This window comes from Methylobacterium bullatum (assembly GCF_014845095.1).
In the GTDB taxonomy this organism is placed as follows: domain Bacteria; phylum Pseudomonadota; class Alphaproteobacteria; order Rhizobiales; family Beijerinckiaceae; genus Methylobacterium; species Methylobacterium bullatum.
Window position 1 is genome coordinate 13,052 of sequence record NZ_NKUG01000035.1, and the last position, 23,128, is coordinate 36,179.

20 protein-coding genes and 1 pseudogene are annotated in these 23,128 nt (G+C 67.6%); 15 read left to right on the forward strand and 6 right to left on the reverse strand.

Annotation, left to right across the window (positions count from 1 at the left end; all coding sequences use genetic code 11):
* The first annotated feature begins 211 nt into the window (after positions 1-211).
* On the forward strand, positions 212-1,639 hold the full coding sequence (locus tag MBTS_RS04540) for a murein hydrolase activator EnvC family protein (RefSeq protein WP_192215178.1): 1,428 nt from the start codon (positions 212-214) through the stop codon (positions 1,637-1,639).
* Positions 1,640-1,745: 106 nt separating this feature from the next.
* Here the strand turns inward: MBTS_RS04540 and MBTS_RS04545 are convergent, their stop codons facing one another.
* Together MBTS_RS04545 and MBTS_RS24210 are read right to left on the reverse strand one after the other, a co-directional pair.
* Positions 1,746-2,408, reverse strand: a complete 663-nt coding sequence (locus MBTS_RS04545) for a LysR family transcriptional regulator (RefSeq protein ID WP_238253899.1) — start codon at positions 2,406-2,408, stop codon at positions 1,746-1,748.
* 36 nt (positions 2,409-2,444) lie between these two features.
* Positions 2,445-2,642: pseudogene (locus tag MBTS_RS24210) on the reverse strand (helix-turn-helix domain-containing protein); the annotation flags it as partial.
* A 79-nt stretch (positions 2,643-2,721) separates the two neighbouring features.
* Between MBTS_RS24210 and MBTS_RS04550 the strand changes: the two are divergent.
* Entirely contained in the window at positions 2,722-3,369 is a 648-nt protein-coding gene (locus tag MBTS_RS04550; RefSeq protein ID WP_238253897.1) for a cysteine hydrolase family protein, read from the forward strand.
* 174 nt (positions 3,370-3,543) lie between these two features.
* Here the strand turns inward: MBTS_RS04550 and MBTS_RS04555 are convergent, their stop codons facing one another.
* Positions 3,544-4,434: an ATP-binding protein gene (locus tag MBTS_RS04555; protein WP_192215180.1), complete on the reverse strand. Its 891-nt coding sequence runs from the start codon at positions 4,432-4,434 to the stop codon at positions 3,544-3,546.
* 233 nt (positions 4,435-4,667) lie between these two features.
* Between MBTS_RS04555 and yajC the strand changes: the two genes are divergently transcribed.
* The 5 genes from yajC to MBTS_RS04580 all read left to right on the forward strand — a co-directional run bounded on the left by yajC (position 4,668) and on the right by MBTS_RS04580 (position 9,201).
* On the forward strand, positions 4,668-5,003 hold the full coding sequence (yajC, locus tag MBTS_RS04560) for a preprotein translocase subunit YajC (protein ID WP_056164250.1): 336 nt from the start codon (positions 4,668-4,670) through the stop codon (positions 5,001-5,003).
* A gap of 91 nt (positions 5,004-5,094) precedes the next feature.
* Positions 5,095-6,702 carry a protein translocase subunit SecD gene (gene secD / locus MBTS_RS04565; protein ID WP_056149426.1) on the forward strand — a complete coding sequence of 536 codons (1,608 nt, stop codon included), beginning with the start codon at positions 5,095-5,097 and terminating at the stop codon, positions 6,700-6,702.
* A 287-nt stretch (positions 6,703-6,989) separates the two neighbouring features.
* Positions 6,990-7,937 (forward strand): protein translocase subunit SecF, encoded by a 948-nt coding sequence (gene secF / locus MBTS_RS04570; RefSeq protein WP_018043530.1) that lies wholly within the window; start codon positions 6,990-6,992, stop codon positions 7,935-7,937.
* Positions 7,938-7,939: 2 nt separating this feature from the next.
* Complete coding sequence (locus tag MBTS_RS04575; RefSeq protein ID WP_018043531.1) at positions 7,940-8,326, forward strand: Mth938-like domain-containing protein; 387 nt, start codon at positions 7,940-7,942, stop codon at positions 8,324-8,326.
* Positions 8,323-9,201 carry a phytoene/squalene synthase family protein gene (locus MBTS_RS04580; RefSeq protein WP_056149427.1) on the forward strand — a complete coding sequence of 293 codons (879 nt, stop codon included), beginning with the start codon at positions 8,323-8,325 and terminating at the stop codon, positions 9,199-9,201. The genes MBTS_RS04575 and MBTS_RS04580 overlap by 4 nt, the downstream gene beginning before the upstream one ends.
* Positions 9,202-9,429: 228 nt before the next feature.
* Here the strand turns inward: MBTS_RS04580 and MBTS_RS04585 are convergent, their stop codons facing one another.
* Entirely contained in the window at positions 9,430-10,353 is a 924-nt protein-coding gene (locus MBTS_RS04585; protein WP_026175884.1) for a manganese catalase family protein, read from the reverse strand.
* A gap of 303 nt (positions 10,354-10,656) precedes the next feature.
* Between MBTS_RS04585 and MBTS_RS04590 the strand changes: the two genes are divergently transcribed.
* The 4 genes from MBTS_RS04590 (at position 10,657) to MBTS_RS23965 (ending at position 13,418) form a co-directional block, all read left to right on the forward strand.
* Positions 10,657-12,342: an L-lactate permease gene (locus tag MBTS_RS04590; RefSeq protein WP_018043534.1), complete on the forward strand. Its 1,686-nt coding sequence runs from the start codon at positions 10,657-10,659 to the stop codon at positions 12,340-12,342.
* 140 nt (positions 12,343-12,482) lie between these two features.
* Positions 12,483-13,007 (forward strand): GNAT family N-acetyltransferase, encoded by a 525-nt coding sequence (locus tag MBTS_RS04595; RefSeq protein ID WP_056149748.1) that lies wholly within the window; start codon positions 12,483-12,485, stop codon positions 13,005-13,007.
* A 36-nt stretch (positions 13,008-13,043) separates the two neighbouring features.
* Positions 13,044-13,280: a hypothetical protein gene (locus MBTS_RS04600; protein WP_238253895.1), complete on the forward strand. Its 237-nt coding sequence runs from the start codon at positions 13,044-13,046 to the stop codon at positions 13,278-13,280.
* 6 nt (positions 13,281-13,286) lie between these two features.
* Positions 13,287-13,418 carry a hypothetical protein gene (locus tag MBTS_RS23965; RefSeq protein WP_274534509.1) on the forward strand — a complete coding sequence of 44 codons (132 nt, stop codon included), beginning with the start codon at positions 13,287-13,289 and terminating at the stop codon, positions 13,416-13,418.
* A gap of 130 nt (positions 13,419-13,548) precedes the next feature.
* On the opposite strand, the gene trmFO is transcribed toward MBTS_RS23965, so the two are convergent.
* Together trmFO and MBTS_RS04610 are read right to left on the reverse strand one after the other, a co-directional pair.
* On the reverse strand, positions 13,549-14,979 hold the full coding sequence (gene trmFO / locus MBTS_RS04605) for a methylenetetrahydrofolate--tRNA-(uracil(54)-C(5))-methyltransferase (FADH(2)-oxidizing) TrmFO (protein ID WP_147830332.1): 1,431 nt from the start codon (positions 14,977-14,979) through the stop codon (positions 13,549-13,551).
* 31 nt (positions 14,980-15,010) lie between these two features.
* The gene (locus MBTS_RS04610) at positions 15,011-15,985 is read right to left on the reverse strand and encodes a S1C family serine protease (RefSeq protein ID WP_018043539.1); all 975 of its coding nucleotides are present in this window, start codon (positions 15,983-15,985) and stop codon (positions 15,011-15,013) included.
* Between the two features lie 270 nt (positions 15,986-16,255).
* On the opposite strand from MBTS_RS04610, the gene MBTS_RS04615 reads away from it, so the two are divergent.
* From MBTS_RS04615 to treY, 4 genes are all read left to right on the forward strand, one after another.
* Positions 16,256-16,807 (forward strand): sigma-70 family RNA polymerase sigma factor, encoded by a 552-nt coding sequence (locus tag MBTS_RS04615; RefSeq protein ID WP_018043540.1) that lies wholly within the window; start codon positions 16,256-16,258, stop codon positions 16,805-16,807.
* The gene (locus MBTS_RS04620; protein WP_192215181.1) at positions 16,804-17,517 is read left to right on the forward strand and encodes an anti-sigma factor; all 714 of its coding nucleotides are present in this window, start codon (positions 16,804-16,806) and stop codon (positions 17,515-17,517) included. Before MBTS_RS04615 ends, MBTS_RS04620 begins: the two co-directional genes overlap by 4 nt.
* Positions 17,518-17,557: 40 nt before the next feature.
* Positions 17,558-18,355 carry a 2-oxo-tetronate isomerase gene (otnI, locus tag MBTS_RS04625; RefSeq protein ID WP_056149432.1) on the forward strand — a complete coding sequence of 266 codons (798 nt, stop codon included), beginning with the start codon at positions 17,558-17,560 and terminating at the stop codon, positions 18,353-18,355.
* Between the two features lie 179 nt (positions 18,356-18,534).
* Complete coding sequence (treY, locus tag MBTS_RS04630) at positions 18,535-23,100, forward strand: malto-oligosyltrehalose synthase (RefSeq protein WP_244973498.1); 4,566 nt, start codon at positions 18,535-18,537, stop codon at positions 23,098-23,100.
* Positions 23,101-23,128: the final 28 nt, after the last annotated feature.

Here is a 23,128-nt window from a genome sequence, read left to right on the forward strand (position 1 = left end):
TAACAGGAGCAGGCCCGGATCCAGGGACCCAAACCCTTGATCCATCACGATCTTATCGCCGGGCACAGCCGCGGTCGATTTGGATCGAGCCGGGACGTGCCTGCCAGGAAAGTTCCTTCGACGCCGAAAACGTGGTGAACGGGAACGGTTGTTTAACCTGAATCCCGTTTGAATGACGTCATCAAGTTGCGTCAGGCAAACAGGTGCGTCGATGCGGGTTCGCGGGACTGGTCTAGGGTTGAGGACGCTGTCGCGTTTCGCGCTCATCGGTGTGATCGGCGGCAGTGCCGCCGGATGCTCAACCGATGCGTCGCGGTTGGGCGACCCCTTCGGGAACCCCTTCGCCTCGAATGTTTCGAGTGAGCCGAGCGCCACGGGCAGCCTGCCCGATGACGGCGAGATGGCTCCGGCTCCGGCGGTACGGACCCCCAGGATCCAGTCGCAGGCCCTCGGTGCGCCGATGTCGCCGCGTCCGCTGGCCGCGACGCCTCCCATGGCCACGGGCCGCGTCGCCTCCACCGCGCCGTCCTCCGGGATGGTCTCCGGCATGAACCCCTCGGGAATGAATCCTGCGGGCATGAATCCGGATGCCGGCCGCGGCATGGTCGCGACGCCGCGCACCGTTCCTGCGGCGCCCCCGCCGCGCATCCCGTTCAATGCCGGGGCCAAGGCCGCGGAGGCCAGGGCCGCCGAGGCGAAGGCCGCGGAAGCGAAGGCTCGTGCCGAGGCTGCCCGCGCCGAGGCCGCGCGCCAGGACAGCGTCCGCCAGGAAGCCGCCCGCAAGGAATCCGAAGCCCGGACGCTGGCTGCGGCCAAGACTGCCGCCGAGGCCAAAAAGATCGCCGAGGCGAACAAGGCGTCGGAGTCCAAGCGCGCCGTGGAAACCAAGAAGCTGGCGGAGGCCAAGCTCGCGGCCGATGCCAAGCATGCGGCCGAAGCCAGGAAACTCGCGGAGGCCAAGAAGGTCGCTGAGGTGAAGAAGGCCGCCGAGGCGAAGAAGCCCGTCGAGGTCGCCAAGGCCGAGGCTCCGAAGGTCGATCCCGCCAAGGCGAAGGCCGAGGCCGCCCGCAAGGCCGCAGACGCCGAGGCCAAGCTCGCCAAGGCCGAAGCCGCCAAAGATGCGGCCAAGAAGGTCGCCGAGGCCAAGGCCGCCGACTTGGCAGCCGCCAAGGCCAAGACCGCGCCGGTCAAGGTCGCCTCACTGACGCCCGTGCCCGAAAAGGCCGAGCCCGCCAGCACCGGCTCCGTCGCGGCTCCCGCCGCCGAGCCCGACCAGTCGTTCCGCTGGCCCGCCAAGGGCCGGGTGATCTCGGGCTACGGCACCAGCGGCAACGAGGGCATCAACATCTCGGTGCCCGAGGGTACGGCGGTGAAGGCCGCCGAGGACGGCACGGTCGCCTATGCCGGCTCGGACGTGAAGGGCTACGGCAAGCTGGTGCTGGTTCGCCACACCAACGGCTACGTCTCGGCCTACGCCCATAACGGCGAACTCGACGTCCGCCCCGGCGAGAAGGTCAAGCGCGGCCAGACCATCGCCAAGTCCGGCGCCTCGGGCAACGTGACTTCGCCCCAGCTGCACTTCGAGATCCGCAAGGGTGCGACACCGGTCGACCCGATGCCGCACCTCGCCAGCAACTGAGCGGATTACCATTCACACAACGAACGGCGGCTCCCAGGAGCCGCCGTTTTCATTTGTGCTCTGCTGCTTTGCGAACGCTCGAAGACGGCGGGGCCGTTAGCGCAGATCAGCGATGGTGTGCCTCGCAGAACCGGTCATCGCGTTCGAATGCCTCGGCAAGCCGATCCGCCACCATCCTGACGGCCGGCGCCTTGCGGATGTCCTGATGCTGCGCGAGCCAGATTTCGCGTGTCGGAAGAGAGCCATCGAAGGGGAGGCGCTGGAGCTGCCCCTCGAAGGGTCCGATCATGAACTCGGGAAGCAGCGCAATCCCCATTCCAGACAGTGCGGCTGCCCGCTGTCCGGTGATGTCGTCGATCCGAGCCGCGAACCCGTCGCTGCCGGCCTGCTCGATCAGCCAACGCTGTTGTGGCAGCGTATCGAAGCGGTGCGAGTAGCCGATGAACCGGCGACGGGCATTGCCGGGGTCGTAAGTCTTCGCGGCGACCAGAGCGAAGCGCATGATTCCAAGGCGCCGACGAGCATGCGAACCCTCCTCAGGTCGCGTCAGCCGGATCGCGAGATCGGCTTCGAGCCGGTCGAGGGAGACCAGCGGGACGCCGCTCGCGATGGTCAGGACGATCCCGGGATGTTCCGTGCCAAGGGACGCCAGCGCCGGCACGACGACCTCATTGGCGAGGCCCGGTGTCACCGCCACCACAACTTCGCCCGACAGGAGTTGCCGTGCTCCTTTCGCATGCCTGATCAATGAAACGGCATCGTCGGCCATGCGTGCCGACAAGATGCCGAGCTCCCGGCCCGCCGTAGTGAGGATGGCTCCCGTCGCCATGCGGTCCACCAAGCGCAGGCCGAGCACTTCCTCCAACCGGGCCAGACGGCGACTGACCGTGGCATGACTGACACCGAGCCTGCGTGCCGATGCCGAGAGCGAGCCCTCCATCGCCACGGCGTGGAGAATACGCAAGTCATCCCAATCGATATCCCGTTCGGACATGCTGCTCATTTCCGTACAAGACTTGGGTGAAACTGCTCATTTTTGTGCAGCAGCCCAGGTGGTACCCCGTTCGGCGGAGGATGATTCCATGTCGAACATGTTGCTTGGCGCCGTATTGCTGGCTCTGTCTACGCCTGCCGTCGCCCCACGCACCCTCTTGGAAATAGCGGGAGCCCGCCCCCCGGCCTTGGACAAGACTCGTGCCGCGCTCGTCATCATCGATGCGCAGAAGGAGTATCGATCCGGCGTGCTACCTCTGCCGGGGTTCGATCCAGCCGTTACTCGGATCGTGGAACTACGGGATTGGGCGCATGCGAACGGCGTTCCGGTGATCCATGTCCGGCATGTGGCCAAAGCCAATTCGGCCGCCTTCGCCGAGGGGTCGGCTGGAGCCGAGTTCATACCCGAATTGACCCCGATACAGGACGAGATGGTCGTGACGAAGCGCCTTCCCAACAGCTTTGCAGGAACCGATCTCGACGACATTCTTCATCGCGAGCGGCGCGGCCTGTTAATCCTCGCCGGCTTCATGACTCACATGTGTGTGGAGGCAACCGCCCGCTCGGCACTGGATCGGAGTTATGAGAGCTTCGTCGTGGCCGATGCGACAGCAACCCGCTCCCTGCCGGCAGGGAGCGGTTCCATCGCCGCGGAAGAGGTTAAGCGCAACGCCCTTGCGGCTATCGCTGACCGCTTTGCCTGGATCGTCCCCACCTCCTGGGTGACCGGCCGGTAGCCGCGCTCGCACACTATCCGCCTCCCGATCACGGACCGCCTCAAGACCGTAGTGGGCATGCCCCTGCCATCCGAGGCTCATCCGCGCGCAAGCCCCAGATCTCTCTCCGCTCGCGCTCGATGTATCCGGAAAATCGACCTCCCGGCATACCGACGCGACTGCGGGCGGCCACGTTCAATCGAGCCGCTGTCCCAGCCGCCCCGCGAGGTCCTGGATGAACTGAAAGGCGGTGCGGCCGGAGCGCGAACCGCGGGTGGTGGCCCATTCCAGGGCCTCGGCCCGTACCGTATCCGGGTCGGCCTTCAGCCCGTGGCGCTCCACATAGGCGCGGATCATGGCGAGGTACTCGTCCTGGCTGCATTTGTGGAAGCCGAGCCAGAGGCCGAAGCGGTCGGAGAGCGAAACTTTCTCCTCCACAGCCTCGCCGGGATTGATCGCGGTGGAGCGCTCGTTCTCCACCATGTCGCGGGCGAGGAGATGCCGCCGGTTGGAGGTGGCGTAGAACAGCACGTTGTCGGGTCGGCCCTCGATGCCGCCGTCGAGAGCCGTCTTGAGCGACTTGTACGATGTGTCGTCGCCATCGAAGGACAGGTCGTCGCAGAACACGATCCAGCGGTGCGCATCGCCGCGCAGGGTCGCCATCAGGTCGGGCAGGGCCTCGATGTCCTCGCGGTGGATCTCCACCAGCTTCATCGGTAGCTCACCCTCCGCCCGCTCCGCGTTGATCCGGGCATGGGCCGCCTTCACCAGGGACGACTTGCCCATGCCGCGCGCGCCCCAGAGCAGGGCGTTGTTGGCGGGCAGGCCTTTGGCGAAGCGCGTCGTGTTGTCCACGAGGATGTCGCGGGCCCGGTCGATGCCGGTCAGCAGATCGATCTCCACCCGGTTGACCTTCGGCACCGGGATCAGACGGCGGTCCGATCCCCAGAGGAAGGCATCCGCCGAATTCAGGTCCAGGGCCGGCTTCGCGGCCGGGGCGGAACGCTCCAGGGCGGCGGCGATCCGCCCGAGGACGGGCAGGATCGCGTCGAGCATCGCCCGGTCGGCAGGTGGGGTCGAGGTCATGGCGTCTCGAAACTCCTTGGATGTGCTGTCGAGCGCGTCCATACGGACAATGCGGCGGAAAATCACGGGTGCGGCATCGGGTGCGGGCCATCCGATCCGCGCATCCTGCGGACGCGCCGTTGCTTTCACCAAGTGCATGGCTATAGTCCGCGCGCTTTTCGACCTGTCCTGACGCGCCCATACCCGCCTGCGCGCGACTCCCTAGGACCGGCTCAGCCCAAGGAGTCACCCGCTTGATTACCCCCGCCTTCGCGCAAGGGGCCACCGCGGCCGCTGGCGGAGCGGACATCGCCTTGCAGGTGGTGCCGTTCGTCCTCATCTTCGTCATCATGTACTTCCTGATCCTCCGCCCGCAGCAGCGCCGCGTGAAGGAGCATCAGGCCCTCGTGAAGAACGTGCGCCGGGACGACACCATCGTCACCACCGGCGGGCTGGTCGGCCGCGTCACCAAGGTCGCCGACGAGGCCTCCGAGATCGAGGTCGAGATCGCCCCGAACGTCAGGGTGAAGATCGTCCGGACGATGATTTCGGAAGTCCGCGTCAAGGGCGGTCCGGTCAAGGCGGCCTGAGATCCCGGGGCCGTCACGCGTGGCGGCCTTGTGCACCGCTTGAAGATGCCGGTGCAAACACCGGCATCGTAAGAAGAAACGGAACGGGCGGATGCTGCGCTTTTCGAGAACCAAGATCGTCGCGACGCTGGCCGTCATCCTCATCGGCCTGAGCCTCGCCGTGCCGAGCTTCTTCTCGGCCGAGCAGCGCAAGGGCTTCATGGCGTCCCTGCCGGGCTGGTTCCCGAGCTGGATCGTGCCCCAGCGGGCCATCGTGCTGGGGCTCGATCTCCAGGGCGGCTCGCAGATCCTCCTCGAAATCGACCGGAACGACCTGATCCGCTCGCAGACCACGGGTCTGCGCGACGACGTGCGCCGCACCCTGCGCGAGGCCGGCATCACCCCCGAGGGCGGCATCCAGCTGATTCCGCGTGGCGTCCAGATCCGCATCTCCGATCCGGCCAACCGCGCCAAGGCCCTGCCGAAGCTGCGCGAACTGTCCCAGCCGATCTCCAACGCCATGGTGGCCCAGGCCGGCGGCCAGACCCTCGACGTCACAGACCGGCCCGACGGCACGATCCAGTTGCTGCTCACCGATGCCGGCCTCACCGACCGCACCCGCCGGGCCGTGACGCAGGCCATCGAAGTCATCCGCCGCCGCATCGATTTCGGCGGCACCAAGGAGCCCTCGATCCAGCAGCAGGGTGCCGACCGCGTCCTCGTCCAGGTCCCCGGCCTGCAGGACCCGCAACAGCTCGAGGATCAGCTCGGCAAGACCGCCAAGCTCGAATTCCGCATGCTGGCCGATTCGCCCTCCGGCGATGTCGACATGCTCACCAACAAGGACGAAGGCGGCGGCAAGGTGCCGGTGGAGCGCCGGGTCATGGCCGATGGCGGCGATCTCACCGACGCGCAGCCGGCCTTCGACCAGCAGAGCCACGAGCCCATGGTGAGCTTCAAGTTCAACCTGAAGGGCGCCCAGCGCTTCGGCCAGGCTACCTCGGAGAACGTGGGCCGCCGCATGGCCATCGTGCTCGACAACGAGGTCGTCTCGGCGCCGCGCATCAACACCCCGATCACCGGCGGTTCGGGCCAGATCACCGGCAACTTCACCGTCAAGCAGGCCAACGACCTCTCGATCCTGCTGCGCGCCGGTGCGCTGCCCGCCAAGCTCACCGTGGTCGAGCGCCGCGTCGTCGGCCCCGGCCTCGGCAACGATTCCATCGAGGCCGGCAAGAAGGCGACCATGGTCGCCGGCATCCTCGTCATCGTCTTCATGTTCGCCACCTACGGGGTGTTCGGCTTCTTCGCCAACATCGCCCTCCTCGTCCATGTGGGCCTCATCCTCGGCCTGATGTCGGTGCTGGAGGCGACCATGACCCTGCCGGGCATCGCCGGCATCGTGCTCACCATCGGCACGGCGGTGGATTCCAACGTGCTGATCTACGAGCGCGTGCGGGAAGAGGTGCGGGCGGGACGCTCCATCGTCTCGGCCCTGCAGGCCGGCTTCGACAAGGCCTTCGCCACCATCATCGATTCGAACTCGACCATGGCCATCGCCGCCCTGATCCTGTTCTTCCTCGGCTCCGGCCCGGTGAAGGGCTTCGCCGTGGTGTTCATCCTCGGCATCCTCACCACCGTCATCACGGCGGTGACGCTCACCCGCATGATGATCGCCCTGTGGTACAACTACGCCCGACCCAAGGCCTTGCCGTTCTGAAACAAAGCTCTGCCGTTCTGAAATCAGTCCGAGCATTCACAGTTTGCGAGAGGAGCCCGATCCGGTTTTCGAGTGATCCGTCCATCTGCAAAACAATCCCGTCACCCCGGGGCCGCTAAGCGGAGCCCGGGATTCAGACACCCGGGATTGCCAGGAGAACCTCCACCTGAGTGCCTGGATTCCGGGCTCGCCCTGCGGGCGCCCCGGAATGACGGACGTGCGGTGGAACCGGACGCGCTCTTTTCGACGACCCGATCGACCTCATTGCCGAAAGACCGAGACCGAACATGCGTCTGCTCCGCCTCTGGCCCGATGAGTCGCACGTCGACTTCATGCGCTTCCGGCGCTTCACCTTCCCGCTCTCGGCCTTGCTGTCGGTGGGGACGGTGATCCTGTTCCTGACGGTCGGCCTGAATTTCGGCATCGACTTCAAGGGCGGCACCCTGGTGGAGTTGCAGGCGAAATCGAAGACGGCCGACGTGGCCGCCGTGCGACACACCGCCAACAGCTTCGGCTTCGGCGAGACCGAGGTGCAGGAACTCGGCGGCGACGGGCAGATCCTCGTCCGCTTCCCGCTCCAGCCGGGCGAGCAGGGCCAGACGGCGGTGATGCAGAAGGCGCACGGCGCTTTCGACGCGGAATACGAGTTCCGCCGCACCGAGACGGTGGGGCCGCGCGTGTCGGGCGAGCTCGTTCAGTCGGGCACGCTCGGCGTGGTGCTGTCGGTGCTCGCGGTGCTCCTCTACCTCTGGTTCCGCTTCGAGCGGGAACTGGCGCTCGGCGCCATCGTCGGCACCCTGCACGACATCGTGCTCACCATCGGCATCTTCGTCATCAGCCGGATCGAGTTCAACATGACCTCGATCGCGGCGATCCTCACCATCGTCGGCTACTCGCTGAACGAGACGGTGGTGGTGTTCGACCGGACCCGCGAGCTGATGCGGCGTTACAAGACCATTCCCACGGTGGAACTGCTCAACCTGTCGATCAACTCCACCATGTCGCGCACGGTGATGACGGCGACCTCCGCCTTCCTGTCGCTGCTCGCCCTGGTGCTGTTCGGCGGAGAGGCGATCCAGGGCTTCGCCGTGGTGATGCTCGCAGGCGTGGTGATCTGCACCTATTCGGCGATCTTCGTGTCGACCCCGGTCCTGATCTATCTCGGCCTGATGCTGTCGGGCGTGAAGTCGCAGAGCCGTCCCACCGGCGGCCGCGTGCCCCAGGCGGCGGAATAGAGATGGCGGAGGGCAGCCTGCATGACGGGTTCGTTCCCGGGCGCCACCTCATCGACGCCTATGGCAATGGCGGCTTTCGCTTCGCCGACATGTCGCATCGCGGCTCGATCCTGGTGACGCCGGGGGGCATCAGGGCCTGGGATGTCGTGGAGGCCAAGGCCATCGACCGCAACGCCCTGCGCCCGGTCGTGGCCGAGGCGGGGGCGGTCGAGCTCCTCCTCATCGGCACCGGCCTCGACATAGCGCCGTTTCCGGACAATCTGCGGCGCTGGCTCAAGGACAACGGAATCGGCCTGGACGTGATGCAGACGGGGGCCGCCGCGCGGACCTACAACATCCTGATGGCGGAGAACCGCAAGGTCGCCGCCGCGATGATCGCGGTCGCGTGACGAAGACCGAGACCAGCCCCGGAACGGCCGAACCCCTCGCCTTCGCCTTCTCGCATTGTGAGGCCCTTGTCCGCGAGGGCGACCCAGACCGCTACTTCGCCACCCTCTTCGCGCCGGCGGCCTTCCGGCCGCATCTCTTCGCGCTTGCCGCCTTCAGCCTCACCACCGCCCGCGTGCGCGACGCCGTCACCAACCCGATAGCGGGCGAGATCCGTCTGCAATGGTGGCGCGACGCGCTGCAGGGGGAGGCGAGGGGCGACGTGAAGGCCAACCCGGTGGCCGCCGCGCTGGACGACGCCATCGTCAAGCGCAAGCTCGGGCGCCAGCCCTTCGTCGATCTGATCGATGCCCGCGTCTTCGACCTCTACGACGATCCGATGCCGCGGGTGAACGATCTCGAAGGTTATTGCGGGGAGACCGCCTCCTCGCTCATCCGCCTCGGCGGCCTCGTCCTCTGCGACGGCGCGGAGCCGGGGGGCGCCGCAGCCGCCGGCCATGCCGGTGTCGCCTTCGGTGTCGTCGGATTGCTACGGGCGCTGCCGTGGCACGCCCGCAACGGGCAGGTCTACCTGCCGGCCGATATCCTCAAGGATCATGGCGTCACCCGCGAAGACATCGTCACGGGACGCGGCGGCCCCGGTCTCCTCGGGGCGACGGCCGATCTGCGGGCCCTGGCCCGGCGCCACCTGAAGGCCTTCGAGGACGCGCGAGCCAATATCGCGCCTGCCGCTCTGCCCGCCTTCCTGCCGACGGCCCTGGTGGAACCGAGCCTCGCGATGATGGAGCGGCCGGGCTACGACCCGCTCAACACAATCATCGCCCTGCCGCGCTGGCGGCGGCTGTGGCGGCTCTGGAGGGGGTCAAGAAGGGGATGAGATTTCACCCAACCTGTCACCTCATCCTGAGACGCCGCGCAGCGGCCTCGAAGGAGACCTCCAGTACCCGCGGCGCGAACTGGAGGCCTCCTTCGAGGCCTGCGCTTCACTCCGGCGCCTCAGGATGAGGTGGTAGGTGGGAGGGCGTGCGCCCCGGACTGCATTCCTGCCCGTCGCACGAAACGAAAGAAAAGCCCCCCGACAGTAATCCGTCGGGAGGCCAAGGCTTCAGCGTGCCTTCTTCGTCAGCTTCTCCGCGATCTCGAACATCTCCTGCGGGGCGTAGTCCGGGGTGAAGGCCGAAGGGACGCCGGTGAGCTGGTGGATCTTGCCGCCGTCGGGCATGCCCTCGACCACCGACAATTCGCCCGGCGGATCACCCGGCAGAGCCATCTCGCCATTGCCCCAGATGCCGGCCATCTCCGTGTAGTCACCGGGGCTGAAGGTGTAGAGCCGGCGGTGCGAGCCCTCCTGCAGGTACTTCTGGCATTCGGGGATCTTGTCGAGGTTGATGTTCGGCGTCGGCAGGAACTTCTCGATCTCGACGCCTGTGATCTTCTTCAGTGCCAGGGCGTAGGCATGGGCGTGGACCGAACCGCGCACGAGAAGGTAGCCACAGACCTCGCGCCCGGTCGGGTCGGTCAGGGTCTCGTAGACGCGCAGCTTGTGCAGGCGGGCGCCGCATTCGAGATGGAAGTTGTGGAGCAGGTCGACGACCACGTTGCCGGTGGTGGTGATGAAATCGTTGTTCCAGGACGCGCCGTTGCTGTTCACCGGGGTGACGCCACCGCCATTCGACAGGAACGCGGCCGCAAGGCGAATGTCCTTCATGTCCTCGAAGGGCGCACCCGAAATGTCGCCGCCATCTTTCTCGTCGCCATCATTGTCGGGGCCGTTGTTGAGCATGGCGACGCCATTGCTCACCAGCTCCACATGGCCCAGCTCCTCGGCTGTGATCGCGGCAACGAGGCTATAGAACGGGCGTAGCTTAGACTTGCTGCGGAAATTGAAGCTCTGGAACATGTAATTCCCAAGAGTCGACATCTCCCCATATTTACCACCCAGCAGTTCCTGCAGGGCAGCGGCAGCGTTCGGATCTTTCCTTTTGGGTGCGGGCAGTTCGGCTTGCAGCTTATCGACGCGCATGAACATAGGTTGATCTCCGTATCGCTGGCATGGAGGATACCAAGGGGAACGGTCTCCCGACTCTCATGTTCCGAGGCTGCGACAGGTCGCACAGCCGCCTCGCTTCCGTTTCGGAACGGCTCCGCTTGTGTTTCGAAGGAGATGCCTTGCCGTTTCCGGGCGTCTGCAGTCTCGGCGGACAGAAAGCGAAGCACGCGCGCAACATGATCTGAATACAAGATTCTTCGCGTTGAGCCAGCTCCACTGCTCTGCTAGCTACGATGTCAAGGGCCCGGCGAGAGATCGGGCTCACCGAGGAGCGCGACGCCCGTGAATACGTGGAACCAGGTCTACGATCCCTTTGGGAGCCCATGGCTCTCGACGCTTGCGGCATCCCTGCCGGTCATCGCCCTGCTCGGCATGATCGCCAGCGGCAAGGTCAAGGCTCACATCGCCGCCGTCCTCTCTCTGGTCCTGGCGTTCTGCGTCGCCGTCTTCCTGTTCGGCATGCCGGCGGATCTGGCCACCCGCGCCTCCGGCTACGGCATCGCCCTCGGGCTTTTCCCCATCGGCTGGATCATCCTCAACGTCATCTTCCTCTACCGGCTCACGGTGGAGAAGGGTTGGTTCGCCACTCTGCAGCAGTCGGTAGCCGGCATCACCACCGACAGGCGGCTCCAGCTGCTGCTGGTCGCCTTCGCCTTCGGCGCGTTCTTCGAAGGCGCGGGCGGCTTCGGCACCCCCGTGGCGGTCACCGGCGCCATCCTGATCGGCCTCGGCTTCTCGCCGCTGGCCGCCTCGGGCTTGTCGCTCATCGCCAACACCGCCCCGGTGGCCTATGGCGCGCTCGGAGCGCCCATCGCCGGCCTCGCCTCGGTGACCGGCTATGACCCCTACGTTCTCGGCGCCATGATCGGCCGGCAGCTGCCGTTCTTCTCGGTGCTGGTGCCGTTCTGGCTGATCTGCGTGTTCGCGGGTTTCCGCGGGATGCTGCAGATCTGGCCCGCCATCCTCGTCTGCGGCGGCTCGTTCGCGCTCGCCCAGTTCGGCATCTCGAACTACGTCAACCCGTGGATCGTCGACATCGGCGCCGCGCTCGTCTCCATGGGCGCCCTGGTGCTGTTCCTGCGCTTCTGGCGCCCGGCAGTGATCTGGACCTCGCCGGCCCTGCGCGGCAACGATCCGTCCATCGGCTACGTCACCACCGTCGACGGCCCCAAGGCCGCCGCCGCCACCCGCACCGCCACCTCTTCCGAGATCCTGCTGGCCTGGGTGCCGTGGATCATCCTTTCGGTGATCGTGGCGATCTGGGGCACCAAGTTCTTCAAGGACATCGTCGACCCGATCTTCATCTGGAACTATCCGGTGCCGGGCCTGCACAACGTCATCATGAAGGTGCCCCCCGTGGTGGCCACCGCCCATCCGGAGCCTGCCGTCTTCAAGTTCGCCTACATGTCCTACACCGGCACCGGCGTCCTGTTCGCGGCCATCATCTCCGGCCTCCTGATGCGGTTCTCGCCCTGGCGCCTCGTGACCGCCTACATCGAGACCATCTGGGTGCTGCGCTACTCGCTCATCACCATCTCGGCGATGCTGGCGCTCGGCGTGCTCACCCGTTACGCGGGCGTCGATGCCACGTTGGGTCTCGCCTTTGCGGGCACGGGCATCCTCTACCCGTTCTTCGGCACCCTCCTGGGCTGGCTCGGCGTCGCGCTCACGGGCTCCGACACCGCGTCGAACGTCCTGTTCGGCGGCTTGCAGAAAATCACCTCGGAGCAGCTCGGCCTGTCGGGCATCCTCATGGCCTCGGCGAACTCGTCGGGCGGCGTCATGGGCAAGATGATCGACGCCCAGTCGATCGTCGTCGCCTCCACCGCCACCGGCTATTTCGGCCAGGAGAGCAAGATCCTGCGCTTCGTGTTCTGGCACTCCATCGTGCTGGCCTGCCTCGTCGGCGTGCTCGTGATGCTGCAGGCCTACGTCTATCCGTTCAACGCGATGGTCATCCATCCGTGAGGGCGAACCGATAGGCCGGATCGATGACCCGTCCCGGCGATGCCGGGGCGGGTTTCATTTTTGTCGCGCCGCGCGAGGAAGGAGCCCTTCGGCGAAGAGGGATCTTGCCCTCGTGGCCGCGCGGCTCCACCACGGAAGCCATGTTCTTCCGCACGCTCGCCTCGCGCTACTCCCTGTCGAACCTGCCCACGCAGGCGACCGCACGCCTGCGTCTCGCGCCGCTGGTCCAGGCGGATGCGGAGGCGGTCCAGGCCCTCACCGACGATCAGGCGATCACGGGGGCGGTGGATTTCCTGCCCGATCCCTTCACCCTCGATCATGCCCGCCGCCTGATCGGCAGGGGGAAGCCGACCAAGGATTGCTTCCTCGGGGCCAAGGCCGACGGCGTTCTCGTGGCGGTGGTCGGTCTCCACCTGCGTGGCGAGCACGCGGTGGAACTCGGCTACTGGGTCGGCGGCGGCGCCCGGGGCCAGGGCTACGGCAGCGAGGCGGTGACGGGGGCCATCGCGATCCTGCGCAAGCGCTTCCCCCACCGCTTCATCGTCGCCGAGTGCCGGCCCGAGAACGAAGCCTCGCGCGGTCTCCTTCTCAAGACCGGGTTTCGCGATACCGGTGACGAGGGCCACCGGCCGGGCCGACGCATCTTTTCGCTGGATCCGGTGTGATTGGACGATGTCGGAATCGCAGCCGCGGAGGGAGGCGTGACCGAAGGCGGCAATAGAAAATTTCTTGCCAAGCGGTTCAATGAGCACGTCAAGCTTCTCGCGACGCTCTTCAACGCCTTGTCGATTGCAACATTCGGCGCCGCCTTCGTCGTGCCGCTCGCGCAAGGCCAATATGGCGTGCTCAGCGGAGGACATTGGATTTTGATTTTCGCTGCCCTCGCACTACATTTAGCGGGGCACGCTGCTCTTCGATTCATGCGCAGTGAGGATTGAAGCTCGATGACGCTCTCCCTGCAGATCGCCGGCCTCGCCGCCATTCTCATTGTTGGTGGATTGTCCGCGCTCAAGCTCGCGGCGATGGATTTCGACCGGCGCCACCCACGCCGCACCGAGCCCGCACCACGCGATTGATCGTGGACGGACCTGAGGTCGGTTGCGGCTTCTGGTGGCACTGCCCCGAAAGCGTTCGCTGGAAAAACCGAAGTCTTGGTTCGCATGTCCCCCGCCCCCTACGCGGGGAGAGGGCATGCGCACGCGCCGTCTATTCCGCCGCGATCGGTACCGCCTCGCCTCCCATCCACGAAGCCAGATCCGCCCGCGCCCGGTCGGTATAGGCGCGCTTCTTCGCCACCGCCTTTTCCGGCCCCTTCAGGCGCTTGCCGCCCTCGCCCTTCGGGGCATGGGCGAGGGGCGGAAACAGGCCGAAATTCACGTTCATCGGCTGGAACGAGCGGGGGCTCCCGGCCTCCTCGGCTGCGATGTGGCCGCCGGTGATGTGGCCGATGAGGGCGCCGAGCGCCGTGGTGGCGGGGAGTGGCGCCAGGGTCTCACCACGTGCCTCGGCAACGGCGAAGCGACCGGCCATGAGGCCGATGGCGGCGCTCTCGACATAGCCCTCGCAGCCCGTGATCTGTCCGGCGAAGCGCAGGCTCGGCCGGGCCTTGAGGCGCAGGGTCCCGTCGAGGAGACGGGGGGAATCGAGATAGGTGTTGCGGTGGAGGCCGCCGAGACGCGCGAATTCGGCGTTTTCCAGGCCGGGAATCGTGCGGAACACCCGGACCTGTTCGGAATAGGTCAGCTTCGTCTGGAAGCCGACCATGTTGTAGAGGGTGCCCAGCGCATTGTCCTGGCGCAGCTGGACGATGGCGCAGGCCTTCACCGTGGGATCGTGCGGGTTGGTGAGGCCGACGGGCTTCATCGGGCCGTGACGCAGGGTCTCGGGCCCGCGCTCGGCCATGACCTCGATCGGCAGGCAGCCGTCGAAATAGGGGGTGGTCGCCTCCCATTCCTTGAACCCGATCTTGTCGCCCTCGATCAGCGCCTGGATGAAGGCGTCGTACTGTTCGCGGTTCATCGGGCAGTTGATGTAATCGGCCCCCGTCCCGCCCGGCCCGACCTTGTCGTAGCGCGACTGGAACCAGGCCTTGTCCATGTCGATGGAGTCGCGGTGGACGATGGGCGCGATGGCATCGAAGAAGGCCAGCGCCTCGGCCCCGGTCAGGCCGCGGATCGCCTCCGCCAGGGCGGGCGATGTGAGGGGGCCGGTGGCGATGATGGTCCGGCCCCATTCCTCCGGCGGCAGGCCCTCGACCTCCTCGCGGGCGATGGTGACGAGGGGATGCGCCTCCAGAGCGGCGGTGACGGCGGCGGCGAACCCGTTCCGGTCCACGGCGAGCGCGCCGCCGGCCGGCACCTGGTTGGCGTCGGCCGCGCGCAGGATCAGCGAGCCGAGCGTCCGCATCTCCTGGTGCAGCAGGCCGACGGCGTTGCCGTTGGCATCGTCCGAGCGGAACGAGTTCGAGCAGACGAGCTCGGCCAGGTCCTGACCGTGATGCGCCTCGGTGGCACGCACCGGGCGCATCTCGTGCAGCACCACAGCATGGCCGCTCTCGGCGATCTGCCAGGCGGCCTCGGACCCGGCGAGGCCGCCGCCGACGATGTGGATGGGGGAGGTGTCTACGTGGTCCGTCATGGGCACGGGATAGACCCGCGTCCCGTCCCGATCAATGCAGCTGCGGCGAGACCAGGAAACGCTCGCGGTCGCTCGACGTCACGACGAGCTTGATCGGACGCCCGTCCCGCTCGATCGTAAGCGGCACCCGCACCCCCGCCTCGCCCAGCGCCCAGACCTGACGGAAGAACCCGGCGAGATCCTCCACCGGCTCGCCCGCCACCGCCGCGAGCACGTCGCCCACGCGCAGATCCGCGCTCTCGGCGGGGCCGTCATCGGCGAGCCCCATCACCACCACCGCCCCGTCGCTGTCGCTGGCATAGAGACCGAGCCAGGGCCGGGTCGGACGGTCCGCCCGCCCGCGAGTGGTCAAATCCTCGAGGATCGGCGGCAGGAGGTCGATGGGAACGACGAGGTTGATCGCCTTCGGGCCTTCCGCGCCGCCCTGCTGCAACTGCAGCGAGCCGATGCCGAGGAGGTCGCCGGCCGGGCCGATCAGGGCCGTGCCGCCCCAATGCGGGTGCGAGGGCGCGGTGAACAGGGCCTCGTCGAGGACGTATTCCCAATAGCCCGCGAATTCCTGCCGCGCGATCAGCTCGGCGGCGACGCAGCGGGTGCGTCCGCCGGCTCCGGCCACCACCGCCTTGTCGCCGATCTTGAGGCTGGCCGAGCGCCCGATGGGAAGCGGCGGCAGCGCCAGGTCGCCCAGGGCCTGGACGAGGCCGAACCCGGTGACGGCGTCGAAGCCGACCACATGGCCGGGAACAGAGCGTCCGTCATGCGTCGTCATCCAGACGCTGTCCGCCTCGGTGACGAGGTAACCGATGGTGAGGACGAGGCCGTCTTCGCGGATCACCACGCCGTTGCCGGCCCGCTCCGTGCCCAGGGTCTCGGCGGTGAACGCCTCCGGCGGGATGCGTGTCGAGAGCGACACGATCGCCGACAGGGCCCTGTCGAGGTCGTACGCGTAATCGCCCGCCTTGGGCTGCACGGCGGCGGGAATTTTCCAGTCTCCGTGCGACGTCATGAATCCCGTATCCTTGTCCTGCGCCTGGGAGTTCCACGGCCCCACATCCTCGAAGGATCGGCGACCGTCTGCGGGAGATAGGTCGCCGGCTCGCCGTCGAACACCCACGCCCGGCCGCACGCAGATCAGCATTGAGAGAAGACGTGCCGATCCCCATCGATCGCGCGCCATGCAGTAGCCGGCGCGCGTCCGCTCCATTAAGACTCGCTTGCAACGTTCCCGCCAGATCGAACGGTCGTATCATGTCGTGCCGAGAGGATGCCCCGACCCTTGCGTGACGACGCGGCACTGGCGCGACTGATCGCGGCCGTGGCATCCGGCAACGAGCAGGCCCTTCGGGCTCTCTACGATCTCACCGCTCCGAAACTTTTCGGCATCGTGCTCCGTATCCAACGGGATCGCGGTATGGCGGAAGACGTGCTCCAGGACGTCTACCTGCGCATCTGGCAGAATGCCGGTTCGTTCTCTCCGGAAGCGGGCCGCCCGTTGCCGTGGCTCTGCACCATCGCCCGCAACCGGGCGATCGACGGGGTTCGGCGCAAGGGCGAGGTGCAGGGGCCGGTGAGCGAGGACGGAGAGGATTGGGTGGAACGGTTGGCCGATCCGCATGACAGCGAAGGTGCGATTCTCGGGCGCGATGCCCTTCGCACCTGCCTGTCCCGCCTGGAGGCGACGCAGCGCGACTGCATCGTGCTCGCCTATTGCGAGGGCCATTCGCGGGAAGAGCTGGCCGAGCGGTTCGCGCGTCCCGTCAACACCATCAAGACCTGGCTGCATCGCGGGCTCGCGGCCCTGCGCGGCTGCCTGGAGGGGCCGGCATGACCGAGGACCCCGCCGAGCGTGACCTGCGCGCCGCCGAATACGTCATCGGCACGCTCGACGCCACCGAGCGCGCCGCCATGGATCTCGAACTCGCCGTCGATCCCGCCGCACGCGCCGCCGTGCGGGAGTGGGAGCGCCGGCTGGCGCCCCTCGCCGCCGCCATCCCGGAGATCGAGCCGGGCGAGGGCGTGTGGCCGGCGATCCTGCGCGCGCTGCCCCACCGCTCCTCCGCGTCTCCGGCGGCGAACGAAAACCGCGTGACCGCCCTCTCGCGCAAGCTCGGCCTGTGGCGGGCGGCAGCGGCGGGCGCCGGAGCCCTGGCCGCCGGGCTGGCCCTGTTCATCGCCGTCGGCCCCCGTCCCGGCGTGGAGGGCGAGACACGCTACGTCGCCGTGGTCAGCAGCGGCGGCGAGGCGCCGGCCCTCATCGTCAGCATCGATACGGCGGCGGGAACCGCGCGGGTACGCCCGGTGGGCGCCGAGGCGCCGGCGGGACGCAGCCTCGAATTGTGGTATGTGGGAGCCGACAAGACGCCGAAATCCCTCGGGCTGATCGGCAAGGACGCCGCACGCCTGGCTCTGCCCGCCGGGTCCGAGGCCGCGCGGCGCGGCGAGGGTGTCTTCGCCGTCTCGGTGGAGCCGCCGAACGGCTCGGCCACCGGCCTGCCCACCGGCCCCGTCGTCTATACGGGCAAGCTGATCCGCGATTGAGGATGGCCCGGATGGGACCCCGCCACCATGGAGCCCTCCCATGCCGCGCTTTGCCGCCAACCTGACGCTGCTCTTCACGGAGCTCGCCTTCCTCGATCGGTTCGAGGCCGCGTCCCGTGCCGGGTTCACGTCGGTGGAGTTCCTGTTCCCCTACGAGCATTCGCCGGATGCGATCGCCGCGCGCCTCGCCGCGCACGGGCTCGACCTCGTCCTGTTCAACATGCCGCCCGGCGATTGGATGGCCGGTGAGCGCGGTCTCGCCGCTCTGCCAGACCGCTTCGATGAGACCACCGCCGGGGTCGAGACGGCGCTCGCCTATGCGCTGGCGACCGGCTGCCCGCGCCTGCACATGATGGCGGGCCTGGCCGACGGGCGCGACAGCCGCGCCGGGCAAGCTTATCGCCGGTCCCTGCGCCACGCCGCCGGGCGCCTTGCCGAGCATGGCATCGACCTCCTGATCGAGCCCATCAACCGCCGCTCCATGCCGGGCTATTTCCTCGACGATGTCGATGCCGCCGCCGATCTCGTGGCGGAGCTGCGCGCGGAGGGTCTCGCCAACCTCAAGCTCCAGTTCGACATCTTCCACTGCCAGATCCTGCACGGAGACGTCACCACGCGGCTGACCCGACTCCTGCCGCTGATCGGCCATGTCCAGGTCGCGAGCGTACCGGCGCGCCACGAGCCCGGCACGGGGGAGGTGAACGACGCCTTCGTCTTCGCCGAACTCGACCGGCTCGGATATTCGGGCTCGGTCGGGTGCGAGTACAATCCGCGTGGCCGAACCGAGGATGGGCTCGGCTGGCTGAGCGCCTGTGCGAGCGGACGAGCACGGATTTAGCGCGGTGAGGCCGGTTCCCTCCCGAACCCGATGAAGCATACCGCTTTCACTTGGCACGGTTCGCCGCGGAGGTGTGGGACCGTCAATTGTTTATGACGCGGCATCGTGGTTAGGGACTGCCCCGGCCGGCTCGAACGGCCAAGCTTCCAGAAGCTTTTCCCCAAGGGACAGATCAATCGATGGCCGACCTCTTCAAACCCGTCGGCGTGACGGGGAACGCCGTCGTGGACAGCCTCATCCTCGGCGGCGCCTGGAACGCCGCGACCCTGACCTACGGGTTCAAGGCGCAGGACATCGATGCGAACGGGATCGACGATTTCTCCGAGGGCGACTGGAAGGCGTTCTACAGGGAGATCTACGACACCGTCAGCAGCGTCGCGAATGTCGATTTCGTCGAAGGCAGCGTGGCGCGGGCCCAGTTGATCCAGCGGCTCGATGTCGGCGGAGGCGGCGAATCCGGCACGCCCGCCCAGGGCACCACCTCGCTGGAAACGGCGGTGGGCATCGACCCGACGAGCGTGAAAGGGGCCGCGGACGTGGTCCGCCTCGGCACCTATTCCGAAACCTGGATCCACGAAATCGGCCACAGCCTGGGGCTCGGCCACCCCCATGACGGGGAGAACGGCAAGCTGCCGGGCGTCGTCGAGCCGGGCGATTTCGGCACCGGCAACCTCAATTCCCAGATCTACACGGTGATGGGCTACACCTTCCCGTTCTGGGGCGAGGACAACCCGTTCACACCCGAGCACGACGAGAACACCGCGCTCAACGCCCAGCCGGGCTCCTTCGGTGCCATCGACATCGCGGCCCTGCAGCATCTCTACGGAGCCCGCGCCCACAACACCGGCAACGACGTCTATCGCTTCAGCGACGATGTCGATGCCAACCGCGGCTACACCACGATCTGGGATACGGGCGGCTCCGATACGATCGTCTATGAGGGATCGAGCGCGGCCAAGATCGACCTGCGCGCCGCCACCCTGAAAGCCGAGATCGGCGGGGGCGGCTGGCTCTCCACGTCGGAACCCCTCACCGGCGGCGTGACCATCGCCAACGGCGTCTCCATCGGTGCGCCGCCCGATCTGCTGGCGCCCAAGGGCCAGGATTGGGGCCTGCCGGCCTTCCACCCCCTCGAAATGGAGCGCGACGGGCTCGCGGCGTTCCGCGCCCTGGTCCAGGCGAACATGCGCCATGCCGGCGCGATCCGCATCGACCATGCCTTCCAGCTCGCCCGCCTCTTCCTCATCCCTGTCACCGGATCGGCGAAGGACGGCGCCTATGTCGCCATGCCGTTCGAGCCCATGCTCGCGGTGCTTCGGCTGGAGAGCCACCGGGCAAAATGCCTCGTCATTGCCGAGGATCTCGGCACCGCGCCGCAGGGCTTCTCGGATGCGCTGATGCAGGCCGGCATCCTGAGCTACCGCATCCTCGCCTTCGAGCGCGAGCATGGCGGCCGCTTCAAGAGCCCCGGCGCCTATCCGCGCGACGCTCTGACGGCGATTACCACGCACGACCTTCCGACCTTCGTCGGCTGGTGGCGCGGGGTCGACACCGACACCCGCCAGGCGCTCGGCCTCTACGACGCCGAGCGGGCAGAAGCGGAGCGCCGTGAGCGCGTCACCGAACGCTCCCGCCTTACCGAGGCGCTCGCCTCCGAGCAGCTGCTGCCGAGCTACGACGTGCCCGAGGTGGCGCCGTTCGAAGCGGCGGCGCGCTACTTGGCGCGTGCACCGTCCATGCTCACGGCGGTGCAGTACGAGGATGTCGTCTCGGAACTGAGCCAGGCCAACGTGCCGGGCTCGACCGAAGGCTATCCCAACTGGCGACGCAAGCTCGACCGCAGCCTGGAGGCCATCGCCGCGCCGGGCGGTCCCTTGGCGAAGCTCGCCGCCGCGCTCTCGGCCGAGGAACGCGGCCCCCGTTCGGGTGCGGCGCGTCTCTCCTCGCCGCCGCCGCGCGCCACCTATCGGCTGCAGTTCCACAAGGACTTCACCTTCGCCGATGCCGAGCGGATCGTGCCGTATCTGGCGAAGCTCGGCATCAGCCACGTCTATGCCTCGCCGATCCAGAAGGCGCGGCCGGGCTCGACCCATGGCTACGACATCGTCGACCATTCGACGATCAACCCGGAACTCGGCGGCGAGGAGGGCTTCGTCCGCTTCTCCGACGTGATGCACCGGCACGGCCTGAAGCTGCTCCTCGACATCGTACCGAACCACATGGGCGTCGGCGGCGCGGACAATCCGTGGTGGCTCTCCGTCCTCGAATGGGGCGATCTCTCGCCGCTGGCGCACGCCTTCGACATCGACTGGCAGCGGCAGGGCGCCCGCAACAACCTCGTCATCCCGTTCCTGGGCGACCGCTACGGCGAAGCCCTCGAACACGGCACCCTCGACTTGAAATACGATGCCGCCGCCGGCGCCTTCAGCGTCTGGCATTACGAGCATCAGTTCCCGATCTGCCCGCTGCAATATCCCTCGATCCTCAACCGGGCGCTTGCGGCGCATGGCGAGATCGGCGACGACGCGGCGGCAGAAGTTCTCGCCGTCTCCGAGCGGCTGCGGCTGATGAGCGAAGAGACGAATGCGGAGCGCCGCCGGGGCTTCCCGGAGGAGGCCGACGGCCTCAAGCGCCGGCTCGCCGACGCGGTGGAGGCTTCGCCGGCCATCGCGAAGGCCATCGACCGCACGCTGACCCTGCTCAACGGTTTCGAGGGACGGCCCGACAGTTTCGGGCCGCTCCACCGGCTCCTCGAGCAGCAATCCTACCGTCTCGCCCATTGGCGCGTGGCGGCCAGCGACATCAACTACCGTCGCTTCTTCGACGTGAACGGCCTCGCGGGCCTGCGCGTGGAGAAATCCGACATCTTCCACCGCTCGCACGAGACGGTGTTCCGCCTCATCTCCGAGGGGCGGATCGACGGGCTGCGGATCGACCATATCGACGGTCTCGCCGACCCGCAGGGTTATGCGCGCGCCCTGCAGAGCGCGGTCGGCCCCGGCTTCTACGTCGTGGTCGAGAAGATCCTCGAACCCGGCGAGAAGCTGCGGCCCTGGCCCGTCGCCGGAACCACCGGCTACGACGTGCTCAACCAGCTCGACGGCATCCTGGTGGACCAGGAGAAGCACACCCGGATCACCCGGTTCTATCGCTGGGCCACCGGCATGGACGAGCCCTACAAGGCGCAACTCCGGGCGGCCAAGGCGGAGATCCTCGAGATCAGCTTCGCCAGCGAGCTCGAAGTGCTCACCGCCGACCTGAAGCGCATCGCCGATGCCGACCGGCGCACGCGCGACTTCTCGGTGAACGCCATCCGCCGGGCGCTGATCGAGATCATCGCGCGCTTTCCCACCTACCGCTCCTACCTGGCGAGCGACCTCGACGAGAGCGATGTCGAGGACGAGGACGTCCGCCTCATCGAGGGGGCGGTGGCCAAGGCCAAGCGCTGGAGCGCTCTGCCGGACCGGTCGGTCCACGACTTCGCCTCGAAGGCCTTGCTCGGCCGGATCGATGCCGGGGGGCCGGGGCGTCCCGATCCCGCCGTCATCCTGCGGTTCCGCCGCCGGTTCCAGCAGCTGACCGGTCCGGTCATGGCGAAAAGCCTGGAAGACACGCTGTTCTACCGCTTCTCGGAACTCCTCGCCCTCAACGAGGTCGGCGGCGATCCGGGGGAATACGGCATCGATCTGGAGCATTTCCACGCGCTCCAGGCGGCGCGGGCGCGTGACTGGCCGAACGCCATGATCACCACGGCGACCCACGACACCAAGCGCGGCGAGGATGCCCGCTCGCGCTTGCTGGCCCTGTCCGAGATCCCCGAAGTCTGGGCCGAAGCCTGGACCATCCTCGGCCAGTCGGCCCGCACCCACCTCACCGCCATGGAGGAGGGGCCGGCGCCCGATGCCAACGACCAGTGGATGTTCCTCCAGGCCATCCTGGGCGCCTGGCCGCTCGAATTGCTGGAGCGGGACGACGAGGCCGCCATCGCGGAGTTCCGCGACCGTCTCGACGCTTATTCCGAAAAGGCCCTGCGCGAGGGCAAGCGCCGGTCGAGCTGGGTCAATGTGGATGAGCGGTACGAGGCCGCGGTCAAGCGGCTGTTCGCCGGCCTGATCGCGCCGGGCGCGAAGTTCATGACGCTCATGCGCCCGATCGCGCGGCGGCTCGCCCATCTCGGCATGATCGCCGGCCTCGGCCGGACGGTGCTGAAGGCGACCCTGCCGGGGCTCCCCGACGTCTACCAGGGCACCGAGTTCTGGGACTTCTCCTTCGTCGATCCCGACAACCGCCGCCCGGTGGATTACGCGGCGCGGGAGGAGGCCTTGAGCGACACGGCCGATCTGCCCGCCTTGCTCGACCATTGGCCGGACGGGCGGGTGAAGCAGGCGACGCTGGCGCGTCTCCTCGCCGACCGGGCGGAGCGACCCAGTTTCTATGCCGATGCCGACCATATCGCCGTGACGGCCGACGGCAGGCTCGCCGCCCATGTCATCGCATTCACACGCTCGGATGCCACAAGCGGGGAGGGCGACCTTCTCGTGGCGGTGCCGCGCCTCGTCTCCGGCCTCGTCGGCGACGCGACGTGGTCGGGCGAGGCCTTTGCCGGCACCACCCTTCCGGTGGCGGCGGAGAGCCGCTGGATCGACCTCATGACGGGCGGCGACGTCCAGCCGGAGGGAACTTCGGTCGATCTCGGCCGGTTGTTCGCGCGTTTGCCCTACGCGGTCCTGAAGCGGATCGCCTGAGTCCCGGATCCGGGACGGTCGCCGAACC